Source organism: Aliiroseovarius sediminis (genome assembly GCF_022678485.1).
Lineage (GTDB): Bacteria > Pseudomonadota > Alphaproteobacteria > Rhodobacterales > Rhodobacteraceae > Aliiroseovarius > Aliiroseovarius sediminis.
On sequence record NZ_JALBYP010000035.1, the window covers coordinates 160,253 to 176,403 of the forward strand.

Consider the following 16,151-nt stretch of genomic DNA (forward strand, 5'->3'; position numbering starts at 1 on the left):
CTTTGTGATCACAGTTGGAAAATGCCTGCCCATTTTCGACAAAACCCTGACACCTCAAGCGCGCATGATCGCGTGTATCGCAGCCTGCGATCGCGTATCATGTATGGCGAACTGGATCCGGGGCAAAGCCTGACAATACGGGGCATCGGCAAGGAATACGACGTCTCGATGACCCCAGCGCGCGAGGCAGTGCGCCGCTTGGCCGCAGAAGGGGCGCTGACTCTTTCCAGCTCGGGCCGGGTCTCAGCTCCGGATCTGACGGGGGAACGTATCGAAGAATTGGCCGCCCTGCGATCCCTGCTGGAACCGGAATTGGCCGCGCGTGCCCTGCCCCGTGTGCATATGGCGCTGATTGATCGGCTTCGCACGATCAACGGGCGCGTTTCCGAGTGTGTGACGAACAAAGACGCGGTCGGCTATCTGCGCACCAATCTGGAGTTTCACCGCACGCTCTATCTGCGCGCGCAGGCCCCCGCGATCCTTGCGATGGCCGAAACGGTGTGGTTGCAGCTTGGCCCAACAATGCGCGCCCTATATGAGAGGCGCCAGCGTACCGATTTGCAAAAACATCACAGAATGATTCTGTCGGCGCTGGCCGCTGGCGACGAACCCGCACTGCGTCTGGCCGTGCGAACGGACGTAACCCAAGGGTTAAGAATGCTGGTTCCAGAGTGACTTGCATCAAGTCCGCAACCAAATGAAAAACTCAACAGCTTGAACATTCTCGCCGGGATTTCGACCAACAATCCCGCCAGTCCTGATTGGTCGCAACTCATGATCTCCAAAAAAGGCTAACGTTTCCGTTGGGGCAACTGTTAAGGTTAAATACTTAACAAGTGATGCACTCACCCAAGGGAGGATAAAATGCCAAAAAAGATCGTTGTCGGATACGATGACAGTGACAGCTCGAAAGCGACGCTGGACTTCGCTATCGAGTTGGCCAAATCGCAAAGTGCGGCCATCGTCATCGCGCATGTGCTGGAGTGGTCGCCCTATTCATTCCTGACACCAAACGAGATTGAAGAACGCCATAAACGCCGCAATGAAGAACTGCATCGCGCCGAAACTGCCGTCTTGGCCCCCGTCGTCAAAGGGTTAGAGGGCAGCGGGGTCGAGGTCTCGACCGCGCTGAAATACGGCGGCATTGCCGACACATTGTGCGACATCGTGAAGGCCGAAGGCGCAGTTCAGATCGTCGTTGGGCGGACCGGGAGTTCCGGGCTTTCATCGCGCATCTTCGGCTCGGTCGCGGGCACATTGGCACAGATTTCGCCAGTGCCCGTCACCATTGTTCCATGAATAAACCAACAGGTATTGTTATGAAAAGAACACTCAACGCCGCGGCGATGTCCGTGTCGGCCATGGCGGCAGCAACTACGCCGGCCATGGCGCAATCCATTGATGAAAAAGTAAATCAAATCTTCTCAAGTGCGACCGGTTGGTTCGTGACCCTGATCTTCAGCCCCTTCCCCGGCACCACATTTCCGTGGATTGTCGCTTGGCTGGTGATCGCAGCCGCCGTTTTTTCTATCTATTTCGCACTGATCCAGTTTCGCGCCTTTCCGCACTCGATCGCGCTGGTTAAAGGCGATTATTCCGACCCCGATGACGCGGGCGAGGTTAGTCACTTTCAGGCCCTCGCAACCGCTTTGTCAGGCACGGTCGGGCTGGGCAATATCGCAGGCGTCGCTGTGGCAGTCGGCATCGGTGGGCCGGGGGCGACTTTCTGGATGATCCTTGCGGGCTTGTTGGGTATGGCAACCAAGTTCACCGAATGTACGCTGGGTGTGAAATACCGCAACGAATACGAAGATGGCACCGTATCCGGTGGCCCGATGTATTACATGACCAAGGGCTTTTCCGAACGCGGCCTGCCTGCGGGCAAGTTCATGGCGGTTCTATTCTCGATCTTCTGTATCCTCGGCTCGCTGGGTGGCGGCAACATGTTCCAAGCCAATCAAGCCCATGCCCAGATCGCCAATGTGGTCGGCGATTACCCAGGCTGGATCACCGGCATCATCTTCGCAGGCATCGTATTCGCAGTCATCATCGGCGGTCTGAAATCCATCGCCAGCGTGACCGAGAAAGTCGTACCGTTCATGGGCGTCCTTTACGTGCTGACCGCCTTGGTCATCCTTTTAATGAACGCCAACATGATCGGCTGGGCGTTCGGTCAAATTTTCGCTGGCGCCTTCACCGGACTGGGCGTGGCCGGCGGCATGGTCGGCGCCCTGATCCAAGGCTTCAAACGTGCCGCATTCTCGAACGAAGCTGGCGTGGGGTCAGCCGCCATCGCCCACTCGGCCGTGCGCACCAAGGAGCCGATCACCGAGGGCTTCGTGTCCCTGCTTGAGCCGTTCATCGACACGGTCGTAATCTGTACGATGACGGCGCTTGTGATCATCATCACCGGCCAACTGATCAGCGACCCCGCAACCGGCATGTACTTGCTGGATGAAGGCGGGACGACCATTCAGACGATCGACGGCAATAAGGGCGTGGCGCTGACTTCGGCGGCGTTCTCGGCTTCGTTTGGTTGGTTCAAATACGTGCTGGCAATCGCGGTGGTGCTGTTTGCCTTTTCGACCATGATCAGCTGGTCCTATTACGGCCTCAAGGCTTGGACCTTCCTGTTTGGCGAAGGCCACACGAAAGAGGTCGTGTTCAAGGTGATCTTCTGCATCTTCGTGGTGATCGGTGCCTCGGCCAATCTTGGCCCGGTGATCGACTTCTCGGACGCAGCGATCTTCGCGATGGCAGTGGTCAATATCGTGGCGCTGTATTTCCTGATGCCAATCGTAAAGCGCGAGCTTCACAGCTATCAATCACGCCTGAAATCAGGTGAGATCAGAAAGTTCCACTGACCTAACCCGCCATCACAACGGGTTAAAAAGCGAAAGCCACCGGCGCAAACCGGTGGCTTTCTTTCTGTCAAATCGCCGCTTACGCGTGGATCGCGCCATCCCCGCAGGCCAGTGCCGCTTCGCGCACCGCTTCCGAGAAGGTCGGGTGGGCGTGGCAGGTGCGGGCAAGATCTTCTGCCGAGCCGCCGAATTCCATCAAGACGCAAGCCTCGTGGATAAGATCACCCGCTGCAGGCCCGATGATATGCACACCCAGAACGCGGTCAGTGTCCTTGTCCGCCAGGATTTTTACAAATCCTTCGCCCTGAAACATGGCTTTCGCGCGGCCATTGCCCATGAAGCTGAACTTGCCGATTTTGTAGTCGCGGCCTTCGTCCTTCAATTGCTCCTCTGTCTTCCCTACCGAGGCAACCTCGGGCGCGGTATAGACCACGCTTGGTATGACGTCGTAGTTCACATGTCCCGCCTGCCCGGCAATGACCTCGGCCACGGCCATGCCTTCGTCTTCAGCCTTATGGGCCAGCATCGGGCCTTCGATCACGTCGCCAATGGCCCAGATGCCATCCACGGATGTTTTCCAGTGATCCGTGGCGATCTGCCCCCGCTCGGTCATCTTGACGCCCGCAGCCTCAAGCCCCAGCCCATCCACGAACGGGCGGCGACCCGTGGCGACCAGCACAACATCCGCGTCAATCGAATGATCGCTGTCATCCTTACGCAGCTTGTAGTTCACCGTCGCCTTGGTTTTCTTGGCATCCACATTCTGAACGGCCGCACCCATAACGAAGTTCAGGCCCTGCTTTTTCAGCGACCGCTGGAAAGTCTTGGCCAAATCCTTGTCCATGCCCGGCGTGATCATGTCGAGGTATTCGACCACCGTCACCTCGGACCCCAGGCGCGCATAGACCGAGCCCATCTCAAGCCCGATCACACCCGCACCGATGACAACCATCTTCTTCGGGATTTTCGGCAGCTCAAGCGCACCGGTCGAAGTCACAACGATCTTTTCGTCAACCTCTACCCCCGGCAGGCTGGACGGCTCGGACCCCGATGCGATCACGATATTCTTGGCGTTGTGAACGTCGTCGCCCACTTTCACCTGACCAGCGGCGGGGATCGACCCCCACCCTTTCAGCCAATCAACCTTGTTTTTCTTGAACAGAAACTCGATGCCCTTGGTGTTCTGGCCGATCACATCGTCCTTATAGGCCAGCATTTCCTTCCAATCGACGGACGGGGATTTCCCCTTCAAACCCATCTTGGCAAAGTTATGTTCGGCTTCATGCAGGCTGTGGCTGGCATGAAGCAGAGCCTTAGACGGGATGCAGCCGACGTTCAGGCAGGTGCCGCCCAACGTCTCGCGCCCCTCGACGCAGGCAGTTTTCAAGCCAAGCTGAGCGCACCGGATCGCGCAGACATAGCCGCCTGGGCCACCGCCGATGATGATTACGTCATAGTCTGCCATGAGTCTCGTTCCTTTCATTTGGGGTCTGGACGTGGCGCATGTCGGCCATCGTCCCGCTCACCCCGGAGCATGTTTAACTAGTGATATTCATATGAGCGCCGAGATCAACATCACCACCGTCGCGATGAAGCCCACGAACCAGATCAACGACCGCCACGGCGTCCAACCGAACAGATAGGATGGAAGATACAAAAGCCGCGCGCCTAGATAGATATAAGCGCATGTCGCGGTCGTTGCGGTGGACTGGTCTGACATCGTGACAACCACCACAGCGGCAGTGAACAGGATCAACCCCTCGAAATGGTTGTTCAACGCCCGCTGCGCCCGGCCCGCCTTGCCCGTCAGTTCACGCGGCTTATCACGGGGCGAGGCCGCGTATTTCGACCCCACCTGCATCTGTGCAAGCGCCGAGTAAATAGTGAACTGGACCACTTGGAATAGGGCCGCGAGGGCGAGGATGGTGAGTTCGGGGGTCATGCTAATTTATCCACCATTTCGGCCTATCGACGGATCACCTCGCTAGGCACACGTGCGTTATCAACGACTCTTTCGCGCTAATTCTTTTAAGACCCCGTGCGGATCACTTAACTTTTTCTCGGTATACTCACACTCATTGTTGTCGCAACTAAACCGATGCCATTCCACGCCGTAGTGGAGCGCTCCAAATTGAGTGTGTGGTTCTTTTCTTTCTAAACCGAGACGTCCACTGCGACACTTAGGACAATACTCACCATTGAGAGCTTCATCCAAACGCCGCTGAACTTGAGCAAGCTTGTCATCCTTTTGTGAGATTGCCAACTTCGCATCCGAAAGCGCCATTTTGGCTTCTGCCAATGCTGACATAAGCTCCGCCAGCTTCATTTTGTAAGCAGCCTCATCGACAGATTTATCGATCTCGCGAAGATCGTTCGCGAGATCGATAGCTAGTTTCGCTGCAGTGAGGCCGCCGACAATATCCATCGTAGCTTACAAATCCATCAACAACCGACGCGGATCTTCCAGCGCCTCTTTCACGCGCACCAAGAACGTCACAGCACCTTTACCGTCCACAATCCGGTGGTCATAGGACAGCGCCAGATACATCATCGGGCGGATGACGACCTCTCCGTTGATCGCCATCGGGCGGTCCTGAATTTTGTGCATGCCAAGGATACCCGATTGCGGCGGGTTCAGGATCGGCGAGGACATGAGCGAGCCATAGACACCACCGTTCGAGATGGTGAAGGTGCCGCCCTGCATTTCGTCCATCGACAGTTTGCCGTCACGGGCGCGGCGACCCTTTTCGGCAATCGCTTTCTCGATGGTGGCAAAGGACATGCTGTCTGCGTCCTTGATCACCGGAACCACAAGACCCGTGGGGGTGCCAGCGGCGACGCCCATGTTCACGTAGTTCTTGTAGACGATGTCGGTGCCGTCGATTTCGGCGTTCACCTCGGGCACTTCTTTCAGCGCGTGACAGCAAGCCTTGGTGAAGAACGACATGAAGCCCAGACGCACGCCGTGTTTTTTCTCAAACTCGGCTTTGTATTCGTTGCGCAGGGCCATCACCTCGGTCATGTCCGCCTCGTTATAGGTGGTCAGCATGGCGGCGGTGTTCTGGCTGTCTTTCAGACGGCGCGCGATGGTCTGGCGCAGGCGCGTCATCTTCACACGCTCTTCGCGCGACGCATCACCGGCGGCACGGGGGGCGGCAGGTGCAGCTGCGGGCGCAGAAGCGGCAGATTTCGTCGCCGTTACGGCGGCGGCCACATCATGCTTCATCACGCGACCGTCACGGCCTGTGCCTTCCACATCGCCCGATTTCAGACCAGCCTCAGCCATCGCTTTCTTGGCTGACGGGGCGTCTTCGACGTCCTTGCCCTTGGCGGCGGGTTCTGATTGCTCGTCACTCGGGCGCGGGGCGGGTTCGACCGTGCCATCCGCGCCACCGCTGATCACCGCCAGCTTGGCGCTTGCATCAACCGTTGTGCCTTCGGGGGCCAGAATTTCGGCCAGAACGCCACCTGCTGGGGCCGGCACTTCGACCGAAACCTTGTCGGTTTCAAGTTCGCACAGCATTTCATCCTGCGCGACCGCATCGCCGACTTTCTTGAACCAGCTTGACACCGTCGCCTCGGTCACACTTTCGCCAAGGCTGGGAACCATGACATCAATCGGTGCGGCGTCATCGTCCGATTTTGCTGGGGTTGCGTCGGATTTCGGCTCGGCCTTTGGCGCGGGGGCCGCTCCTTCGCCTTCGCTGATCGTAGCCAAAAGCGCGTCGACACCAACCGTTTCGCCTTCGGCGGCGACGATTTCGCCCATTGTGCCAGCGGCGGGCGATGGCACCTCGACGGTGACTTTATCGGTCTCAAGCTCACACAGCATTTCATCGACCGCGACCGCATCGCCCGGTTTCTTGAACCATGTGGCGACGGTCGCTTCCGTGACGCTTTCACCCAGCGTGGGGACCCTTACTTCAATGCTCATGGCTTAATTTCCTTCCATGTTCAGCGCCGCGTCCACGAGCGCCTCTTGTTGTTCTTTGTGGGTTGAGGCCAGACCCGTGGCAGGCGAGGCCGCAGCCGGGCGCCCCGCATAATTGGGGCGCGTATGATCGGCCCCGATCCGGGTCAGTACCCATTCGATATTCGGCTCAACGAAAGTCCAAGCACCTTGGTTCTTGGGCTCTTCCTGGCACCAGACGATCTCGGCCTGCTTGAAACGTTCCAGTTCCTTCACCATCGACATCGCGGGGAAGGGATAGAATTGTTCAAGGCGCAGGATATAAATATCCTCAATCCCGCGTTTGTCGCGTTCTTCCAGCAGGTCAAAATAGACCTTACCCGAACACATCACCACGCGCTTGATCTTGTCGTCCTTAACCAGCTTGGCGTCGGACCGGCCCGTCCCGTTGTCGCGGTCGCCATCATCCCACAACACGCGGTGGAAGCTGGACCCTTCGGTGAAGTCTTCGGCATCCGACACCGCCAGTTTGTGACGCAGAAGCGATTTCGGCGTCATCAGGATCAGCGGCTTGCGGTATCCGCGGTGCATCTGGCGGCGCAGAATATGAAAGTAGTTGGCTGGCGTCGTGCAGTTGGCGACGATCCAGTTATCACCACCACACATTTGCAGGAAACGTTCCAGCCGGGCCGAGCTGTGTTCCGGCCCCTGCCCCTCATAGCCATGCGGCAGAAGGACGGTCAGACCCGACATGCGCAACCATTTGCTTTCGCCCGAGCTGATGAACTGGTCAAACATGATCTGCGCGCCGTTGGCAAAGTCGCCAAACTGCGCCTCCCACATCACCAAGGCGTTGGGTTCGGCCAGCGAATAGCCATATTCGAAACCAAGCACCGCGTATTCTGACAGCATCGAATCTATCACCTCGTAACGGGCTTGCCCGTCACGAATGTGGTTCAGCGGATAGTAACGTTCTTCGGTTTCCTGATTGATCAGCCCCGAGTGCCGCTGGCTGAATGTGCCGCGCGTTGCGTCCTGGCCGGACAGGCGCACCGGAAATCCCTCGGTCAGCAATGACCCGAACGCCAACGCCTCTGCGGTGGCCCAGTCAAAGCCCTTACCGGTTTCGAACATTTCTTTCTTGGCGTCCAGAAGGCGGCCAACGGTCTTATGTAGCGGAAAATCTTCGGGCGCCCCGGTCAGCGCCTTGCCAACCTCGGTCAGGGTTTCCGACGCAATCTCGGTTGTGCCGCGCTGATATTCCTCGTTCTTTCGACCCAGATGCGACCAACGCCCGTCCAGCCAATCAGCCTTGTTCGGTTTGAAGTCTTTTCCGGCCTCGAACTCATCATTCATCTTGGCCTGGAAGGCGGCCTTCATGTCCTCAATCTCGCCTGCCGGAAGCAGCCCGTCGTTCACTAGCCGATCCGTGTAGATCTGAAGCGTTGTCGGGTGCTTCTTGATCTTCTTGTACATCAGCGGGTTGGTGAACATCGGCTCGTCACCTTCGTTGTGACCGAACCGGCGATAGCAGAAGATATCCAGAACCACGTCCTTGTGGAATTTCTGACGGAACTCGGTCGCGACGCGCGCGGCGTGGACCACAGCTTCCGGATCATCCCCGTTCACGTGGAAGATTGGCGCTTCCACCATCAGCGCAATATCCGTGGGATAGGGCGACGAGCGAGAGAAGTGGGGGGCCGTGGTAAACCCGATCTGGTTGTTCACGACGATATGCATCGTGCCACCGGTCTTGTGACCGACCAGACCTGACAGGCCAAAGCCTTCCGCCACAACACCCTGACCAGCAAACGCGGCATCCCCGTGCAACAGGATCGGCAGCACCTGATCACGGTTTTTGTCGTTCAACTGCTCTTGCTTTGCACGCACCTTGCCCAGAACAACCGGGTTCACGGCCTCAAGGTGGGATGGGTTCGCGGTCAGGCTGATATGCACGACATTGTCGTCAAATTCACGGTCAGCGCTGGCGCCAAGGTGATATTTCACGTCGCCCGAGCCATCCACCTCTTGTGGTTTGAAACTGCCGCCCTGAAATTCATTGAAGATCGCACGGTAAGGCTTTTGCAGGACGTTCGCCAACACCGACAGGCGCCCGCGGTGCGGCATCCCGATGGCGATATCTTTCAGACCAAGCTGACCACCGCGTTTGATGATCTGTTCCATCGCAGGGATGAGCGCCTCGCCGCCATCAAGGCCGAACCGCTTGGTGCCCATGTATTTGACATGCAGGAACTTTTCGAACCCTTCGGCCTCGACCAACTTGTTCAGGATGGCCTTTCGACCTTCGCGAGTGAACGTGATTTCGCGGTCAAATCCTTCAATGCGTTCCTTCAGCCAAGCTGATTGGACCGGGTCCGAGATATGCATGAATTGCAGTGCAAAGGTACCGCAATACGTACTTCTGACAATTTCCAGGATTTGTCGCAGCGATGCGATCTCCAGCCCCAACACGTTGTCGATGAAGATTGGGCGATCCATATCCGCTTCGGTGAAGCCATAAGAGGCTGGATCAAGCTCTGGATGTTCGCTTTCGTCGCGCATGTTCAGCGGGTCAAGATCAGCCGCCAAGTGGCCCCGAATACGGAAGGCCCGGATGATCATCAGCGCGCGAATACTGTCCAGCACGGCCCGCTTGACCTGATCGTCCGACAGCTTCACGCCCTTCTCAGCCGCTTTCGCTTCGATCTTCTTCCCTGCCGCTTTGGCATCCGCTTCGGGCGCTTCAGGCCACTGTCCGTCCAGCGCGTGAACACGGTCCCCACCCGGCATCGGGGGCCAATCATTACGCGCCCATGACGGCCCGGCCGCCTCGGCGGTCACATCCGCGCCATCGTCCCCAAGCTCGGCAAAAAATGCATGCCATGCGGCATCGACTGCATCGGGGTTTTTGATATATTGCGCATATAGCTGCTCAAGATACTCGGCGTTGTGGCCTTGCATGAAACTTGAGGCATGGAAAAGGTCGTTCGGGCTCTGATCCGTCATGGGTGTCACCTGAAAATTAGTAAACGCACGCCCCGGGAAAGGGCGCGCGAAGTGCTTGCTTATTTGCCGATCGCTTCCAGCACGGCCTCGCCCAGTGTAGCGGGGCTGTCGGCGACCACAATACCTGCCGCGCGCATGGCTTCGATCTTATCCTCGGCCCCACCTTTACCGCCAGCGACAATCGCGCCTGCATGGCCCATCCGACGACCCGGAGGCGCCGTGCGGCCCGCGATGAAGCCTGCAACTGGCTTCCAGCGGCCTTTTTTCTTCTGGTCAGCCAGGAATTCAGCCGCTTCTTCTTCGGCCGAGCCACCGATTTCACCGATCATGATGATCGACTGGGTCTCGTCGTCGTCCAGGAACATGTCCAGCACGTCGATATGCTCGGTGCCTTTGATGGGGTCGCCACCGATCCCGACAGCGGTCGACTGGCCCAGACCAATATCCGAGGTCTGCTTGACAGCCTCATAGGTCAGCGTGCCGGAACGCGACACAACACCAACCGAGCCACGTTTGTGGATGTGGCCGGGCATGATGCCGATCTTGCAGGCATCCGGCGTGATGACACCGGGGCAGTTCGGGCCAATGAGGCGGCTTTTTGAGCCGTCAAGCGCACGCTGCACACGCATCATGTCCAGCACCGGGATACCTTCCGTGATGCAAACGATCAGCTCCATCTGCGCGTCAATCGCTTCAAGGATCGAGTCCGCTGCGAAGGGCGGCGGCACATAGATGACGCTCGCGTTCGCTTCGGTCTTGGCTTTCGCCTCGTGCACCGAGTTGAAGACCGGAAGGTCCAGATGCGTCTGCCCACCTTTGCCCGGCGTCACACCACCGACCATCTTGGTGCCATACGCAATGGCCTGTTCCGAATGAAAGGTGCCCTGCGAGCCAGTGAAGCCTTGACAGATGACCTTGGTGTTTTCGTCGATAAGGACTGCCATTTGGGAGTCTCCTTTATGTGCGGGGTGCCGATTGAGGCACCATTATTTTAGTGCGCGTAGGGCCCAAATGGGTCCGGTGCTGTTTCCACCGGCGACCTCTAGAGTGAGTTTCTGGGCGCCGTTGGAAAATACAGCGCGGCTGGAAGCGCCCGTTCCGGAAAGCGGCCCACCCGAGATCGGTAGATTTTGGCCGGTTGGCTTGAACCCTGCTTGCTGCAACTTTGACGTTATCGCGATGTTCATGACCTCATTACGTGGCCAGACGTTGCCAAATGACATTCGGCAATTATCATCGGGCTCTGTCCCTGCGTGAACCCAAGTCCGATGTCCGATCTTGCGACCGGATGCAAACACGCCTTTTTTAAGCCCCTTCGAAGTCATCACCGCCTCTCGATTATCAGAGGCAAGAACCACTGGCACGCAGATCGAAACAAAATTCTGGGCCTTGCTCGTAATCGTTTCTGCCGCGGAACGAGTCGCAGACCCGCTCTGGTTCCCCACACAGGCGGCAAGCAGCGCGCTCATTCCTACGACGGTGGCTATAAGAGTAAGGCGACGCTCCATCAGCCCTTCACCGCTTTCACGATTTTCTCAGCCCCGTCCGACAGGTTATCTGCCGCGATGACGTTCAAGCCAGAACCGTTGATGATGGCTTTGCCCTCATCCACGTTGGTGCCTTCAAGGCGCACGACCAGCGGAACTTGCAGGCCGACCTCTTTCACAGCCGCGACAACGCCTTCGGCGATGACGTCACAGCGCATGATGCCGCCGAAGATGTTGACCAAGATGCCTTTGACCTGTGGGTCCGAGGTGATGATCTTGAAGGCCTCGGTCACTTTGTCTTTGGTCGCGCCGCCACCAACATCAAGGAAGTTGGCGGGTTCAGCACCGTACAGCTTGATGATGTCCATCGTGGCCATCGCCAGACCAGCACCGTTCACCATGCAGCCAATCTCACCGTCCAGAGCGATGTAGTTCAGGTCGTATTTCGACGCTTCCAGCTCTTTGGGGTCTTCTTCGGTGGTGTCGCGCAGCTCGGCAATGTCCGAGTGACGATAGAGCGCGTTGCCATCAAAGCTAACCTTCGCGTCCAGCACTTTCAGATCGCCGCTGTCGGACACGATCAGCGGGTTGATCTCCAGCATCTCCATGTCTTTCTCAACGAAAGCTTGGTAAAGCTGGCCCATCAGTTTGACGCATTGCTTGATCTGTGCGCCTTCAAGGCCCAATGAGAACGCGATGCGGCGGCCGTGGAAGCCTTGGTAACCCGTCGCCGGATCGACCGAAAAGCTCAGGATTTTTTCAGGGGTCGCGGCGGCGACTTCTTCGATGTCCATGCCGCCCTCGGTCGAGCAGACGAAAGAAATACGCGAGGTCTGGCGATCCACCAGCAGAGCGAGGTAAAGTTCACGCTCGATGCCCGAACCGGCTTCGATATAGATGCGGTTGACCTGTTTGCCCGCCGGGCCAGTCTGGTGCGTGACCAGCGTGCGGCCCAGCATCTTCTTGGCCTCTTCGGCGGCTTCTTCCACCGATTTGGTCAGGCGCACACCGCCTTTGTCGCCTGCGCCGGCTTCCTTGAAGGACCCTTTGCCACGGCCACCTGCGTGAATTTGCGCTTTGACCACCCAAAGGGGGCCGTCGAGTTCACCTGCGGCGGTCTTGGCTTCTTCTGCTCTCAGAACAGCGCGCCCATCAGAAACGGGGGCGCCGTAGGATTTCAGAAGGGCTTTCGCCTGGTATTCATGAATATTCATGAAGTCATCCTATCCAGTTGGTCCATTTGGTCGGGGACACCATGCACAAAAGGAGCGGTTGTCGAAAACACTTTCTGCGGATTTTAAGGTTTTAACGCTAAACCCGTCTTTTTTGTGATCACACGTCAAAACCTGTGATCACAAAAACCTTCACCTGCGCAACATTGCCTAATTCGCTTGATTCTAAGGGTACACGGGCAAGCGTGGCAGCCAAACAAAAAGGGCGTCCCAATCAGGAACGCCCAATTTTGTGATCGACAGATCGACTTAAGCCAAAGTGTCGTCAATGCCCTTGCAGGCCGAAACCAGACCTTTAACAGCGTCGACAGATTTGTCGAACATCGCTTGCTCGTCCTTGTTCAGCTTGATCTCGACCACTTTTTCGATGCCGTTGGCACCGATGACGGTCGGGACGCCAACATAGAAGCCGTCCAGCCCGTATGCACCGTCCACATAAGCCGCGCAGGGCAGCAAGCGTTTTTGGTCATTCAGATAGGCCTGTGCCATCTCAATCGCGGAGGCTGCGGGAGCATAGTACGCCGACCCAGTTTTCAGAAGGCCCACGATCTCGGCACCTCCGTCACGGGTGCGTTGCACGATGGCGTCCAGTTTTTCCTGGCTGGTCCAACCCATCTTGACCAGATCCGGCAGCGGGATACCACCAACGGTCGAATAACGGGTCAGCGGGACCATGGTATCGCCGTGGCCGCCCAGAACGAACGCGCTGACATCGCGCATGGATACGTCGAATTCTTCCGCCAGGAAGTGACGGAACCGTGCCGAGTCCAGAACGCCGGCCATGCCAACGACTTTGTTGTGCGGCAGGCCCGAGAACTCGCGCAGCGCCCAAACCATCGCGTCCAGCGGGTTGGTGATGCAAATCACGAACGCATCGGGCGCGTTGGCCTTGATGCCCTCGCCGACAGATTTCATGACTTTCAGGTTGATGCCCAACAGGTCGTCGCGGCTCATCCCCGGTTTACGCGGCACGCCGGCGGTGACGATACACACATCTGCACCAGCGATGTCAGCGTAAGATGTCGTGCCGGACAGCGCGGCGTCGAACCCTTCGACGGGGCCGCTTTCAGCGATATCCAGGGCTTTCCCCTGCGGGACACCATCTGCGATATCAAACAAGACGACATCGCCCATTTCCTTCAATGCAGCAAGGTGGGCAAGAGTGCCCCCAATCATGCCGCTGCCGATAAGCGCAATCTTAGGTCTGGCCATGAGGTTGATCTCCGATCAGTTGTTTTCGGGCGCATGCGTAGTCCTTATGCGCCCTTCGCGCAAGGGCGCTGCGCTGCGGCATGGGGTGGCTGTTGCAACCGACCGCTTCACGCGATAGCGCTAAAACTGTCATTTTCCAGCGGTTTGAGGGGACCACGATGCCCGAGGTACTTGACCTGACATTCTTTGCCTTCGCGATCCCTGCGGTTATCTTTGCAGGCATTTCGAAGGGCGGCTTCGGGTCTGGCGCTGCTTTTGCAGCCACGCCGTTGCTGGCGCTGATTCTGGAACCCGGTGCGGCGATCGGGCTGATGTTGCCACTGTTGATGATGATGGATGTGACCGCGCTGAAACCCTATTGGGGCAAGTGGGATGCCCCGTCGGCGAAAGCGCTGTTGTTGGGCACGGTGCCGGGTGTTGCGATCGGGGCGGCTTTATATTCTTTCGCAGAGCCCGACATCTTTCGGTTGCTGATTGGCCTGATAGCGGTCGGGTTTGTTGTGTTTCAAGTGGCGAGGGCACGCGGTTGGATCACGCCGGCGCCAAAGCCGATGTCTGCCGGTCTGGGCGGGTTCTGGGGGTTGGTTGCAGGCTTCACCAGCTTCATCAGCCATGCTGGCGGACCACCTGCGGCGGTGTTTCTGTTGTCGCGCCGCCTTGATAAAACAACGTTTCAAGCAACGACAGTAATCTGTTTCTGGGCAATCAACCTTTTGAAATTTATCCCCTATTTCGCTTTGGGGATTTTCACATGGCAAACCGCCAAGGCAGATCTGTTCCTGATCCCATTTGCCATCATCGGCGTCTGGATCGGCGTTCATTTGCATCACCGGCTGTCAGAACGGGTCTTCTTTGCCTTCACCTATTTGTTCCTGATCTTGACTGGCGCGAAACTGATTTGGGAGGGGCTGACCTAGCCCGCCGCATCCCGGCTTCGGCAAAAATTTCTGCGCCGCGGCAAATCTGGCCTTGCGAAATGGTGCGCAGATGTGATCCCTTGCGCAACAATATTGCGGAGGTCCAGAATCATGTCCACTCGTCCATATCGTTCCGTCCTGTATATCCCCGGCTCGAAAGAGCGTGCGCTAGAGAAAGCACGCGGGTTGCCTGCCGACGCGATCATCTTCGATCTGGAAGACGCCGTCGCGCCCGATGCGAAGGTCGCGGCACGTGCAACATTGAAAGCCGAACTGAACAAGGGTGGTTACGGCAACCGCGCCAAGATCGTTCGCATCAACGGGTTTGACACCGACTGGGGCAAAGACGACGTGGCCGCCTTCGTTGGCGCGGATATCGACGCGATCCTGATGCCAAAAGTTGATTCAGCGGCGCAGCTGGATGAACTGGCCGCCCTGATCCCCGACGTGGATCTGTGGGCGATGATGGAAACGCCGCTTGGCATGTTGAACGCCGCCGAGATTGCTGCCCACCCGCGCCTGAAGGGGTTTGTGATGGGCACCAACGACCTTGCCAAGGAACTCAACACCCGCTTCCGCGCTGATCGTCTGCCGATGATGGGCGGGCTGCATCTGTGCCTTTTGGCGGCCAAGGCACATGGCGTGGTGATCATCGACGGTGTCTATAATGCCTTCAAGGATGACGAGGGGCTGAAGGCCGAATGCGATCAGGGTCGCGACATGGGGATGGACGGGAAAACCCTGATCCACCCTGCGCAACTGGACATCGCAAATACCGCCTTTGCCCCATCCGAAGATGAGATCGACCTGGCCCAGCGCCAGATTGCCGCGTTCGAGGAAGCCGAGGCGTCGGGCCAAGGCGTCGCGGTTGTGGATGGTAAAATCGTCGAAAACCTGCATGTTGTGACGGCAAAAGGAATTCTGGCCAAGGCAGACGCTATCGCCAAGACGGCCGGCTAAAGCGGAGAACACACATGACCATCCTGATTATCGGCATCGCCCTTTGGTATGCCGGGCATTTCTGGAAACGCGCCCTGCCCGCGCGCCACGCCGCCATGGGCGACAAGGCGAAAGGTGTTTCGGCCCTGATCCTCGTCGTCAGCATTGTCGTGATGGTCATCGGCTATCGCAGCGTGGAAAGCTATGACCTGTTTGCCTATCCGTCTTTCCTGAAACATATCAACAATCTGGCCATTCTGTTCGCGATCTATTTCATGAGCCCCGGCCCGTCGAAAGGCGCGCTGTTTTACAAGATGCGCCACCCGATGCTGACTGGCTTCATCATCTGGAGCGTGGCGCATATCGTGGTGAACCCCGACTTTGCCTCGATCATCCTGTTCGGCGCCCTGACAATCTGGGCAGTCGCCGAAATCATCGTGATCAACCGGGCCGAGCCGGATTGGACCCCGCACCCCAAGGGCACTATCGCCAAGGATGGCATGTTTCTTGCGGCGTCAGCGATCCTGACCGTGATCATCGGCTATATTCACGGGCTGGTCGGCCCCGCAGTGTTCGGAGGGTAG

15 protein-coding genes are annotated in these 16,151 nt (G+C 57.8%); 6 read left to right on the forward strand and 9 right to left on the reverse strand.

The features are described 5' to 3' along the window. Window positions 1–21 precede the first annotated feature (21 nt). The 3 genes from MN186_RS12225 to MN186_RS12235 all read left to right on the forward strand — a co-directional run bounded on the left by MN186_RS12225 (window position 22) and on the right by MN186_RS12235 (window position 2,864). Entirely contained in the window at window positions 22–675 is a 654-nt protein-coding gene (locus tag MN186_RS12225) for a GntR family transcriptional regulator (RefSeq protein WP_242114646.1), read from the forward strand. A 189-nt stretch (window positions 676–864) separates the two neighbouring features. Continuing rightward, window positions 865–1,299, forward strand: coding sequence for a universal stress protein (locus tag MN186_RS12230; RefSeq protein ID WP_242114647.1), 435 nt, complete (start codon window positions 865–867; stop codon window positions 1,297–1,299). Window positions 1,300–1,319: 20 nt separating this feature from the next. After that, a complete protein-coding gene (locus MN186_RS12235; protein WP_420838933.1) occupies window positions 1,320–2,864 on the forward strand; it encodes an alanine/glycine:cation symporter family protein in 1,545 nt (514 codons plus the stop codon). Between the two features lie 79 nt (window positions 2,865–2,943). Here the strand turns inward: MN186_RS12235 and lpdA are convergent, their stop codons facing one another. From lpdA to mdh, 9 genes are all read right to left on the reverse strand, one after another. Beyond that, window positions 2,944–4,329: a dihydrolipoyl dehydrogenase gene (lpdA, locus tag MN186_RS12240; RefSeq protein WP_242114648.1), complete on the reverse strand. Its 1,386-nt coding sequence runs from the start codon at window positions 4,327–4,329 to the stop codon at window positions 2,944–2,946. Window positions 4,330–4,416: 87 nt separating this feature from the next. After that, complete coding sequence (locus MN186_RS12245; RefSeq protein ID WP_242114649.1) at window positions 4,417–4,806, reverse strand: MAPEG family protein; 390 nt, start codon at window positions 4,804–4,806, stop codon at window positions 4,417–4,419. 60 nt (window positions 4,807–4,866) lie between these two features. Further along, on the reverse strand, window positions 4,867–5,289 hold the full coding sequence (locus MN186_RS12250; protein ID WP_242114650.1) for a hypothetical protein: 423 nt from the start codon (window positions 5,287–5,289) through the stop codon (window positions 4,867–4,869). Window positions 5,290–5,295: 6 nt separating this feature from the next. Further along, complete coding sequence (odhB, locus tag MN186_RS12255) at window positions 5,296–6,798, reverse strand: 2-oxoglutarate dehydrogenase complex dihydrolipoyllysine-residue succinyltransferase (protein ID WP_242114651.1); 1,503 nt, start codon at window positions 6,796–6,798, stop codon at window positions 5,296–5,298. A 3-nt stretch (window positions 6,799–6,801) separates the two neighbouring features. Further along, window positions 6,802–9,780, reverse strand: coding sequence for a 2-oxoglutarate dehydrogenase E1 component (locus MN186_RS12260; protein WP_242114652.1), 2,979 nt, complete (start codon window positions 9,778–9,780; stop codon window positions 6,802–6,804). 59 nt (window positions 9,781–9,839) lie between these two features. Then, entirely contained in the window at window positions 9,840–10,724 is an 885-nt protein-coding gene (gene sucD / locus MN186_RS12265) for a succinate--CoA ligase subunit alpha (RefSeq protein ID WP_242114653.1), read from the reverse strand. 42 nt (window positions 10,725–10,766) lie between these two features. Further along, a complete protein-coding gene (locus MN186_RS12270) occupies window positions 10,767–11,249 on the reverse strand; it encodes a hypothetical protein (RefSeq protein WP_242114654.1) in 483 nt (160 codons plus the stop codon). Window positions 11,250–11,287: 38 nt separating this feature from the next. Further along, window positions 11,288–12,481 carry an ADP-forming succinate--CoA ligase subunit beta gene (gene sucC / locus MN186_RS12275; protein ID WP_242114655.1) on the reverse strand — a complete coding sequence of 398 codons (1,194 nt, stop codon included), beginning with the start codon at window positions 12,479–12,481 and terminating at the stop codon, window positions 11,288–11,290. A 267-nt stretch (window positions 12,482–12,748) separates the two neighbouring features. Further along, window positions 12,749–13,711, reverse strand: coding sequence for a malate dehydrogenase (gene mdh / locus MN186_RS12280; RefSeq protein ID WP_242114656.1), 963 nt, complete (start codon window positions 13,709–13,711; stop codon window positions 12,749–12,751). 158 nt (window positions 13,712–13,869) lie between these two features. Here mdh and MN186_RS12285 point away from each other — a divergent pair, with 158 nt between their 5' ends. The 3 genes from MN186_RS12285 to MN186_RS12295 all read left to right on the forward strand — a co-directional run bounded on the left by MN186_RS12285 (window position 13,870) and on the right by MN186_RS12295 (window position 16,151). Beyond that, window positions 13,870–14,628 (forward strand): sulfite exporter TauE/SafE family protein, encoded by a 759-nt coding sequence (locus MN186_RS12285; protein ID WP_242114657.1) that lies wholly within the window; start codon window positions 13,870–13,872, stop codon window positions 14,626–14,628. 111 nt (window positions 14,629–14,739) lie between these two features. Next, window positions 14,740–15,588, forward strand: a complete 849-nt coding sequence (locus MN186_RS12290) for an HpcH/HpaI aldolase/citrate lyase family protein (RefSeq protein ID WP_242114658.1) — start codon at window positions 14,740–14,742, stop codon at window positions 15,586–15,588. Between the two features lie 14 nt (window positions 15,589–15,602). Beyond that, window positions 15,603–16,151, forward strand: a complete 549-nt coding sequence (locus tag MN186_RS12295; protein ID WP_242114659.1) for an NnrU family protein — start codon at window positions 15,603–15,605, stop codon at window positions 16,149–16,151.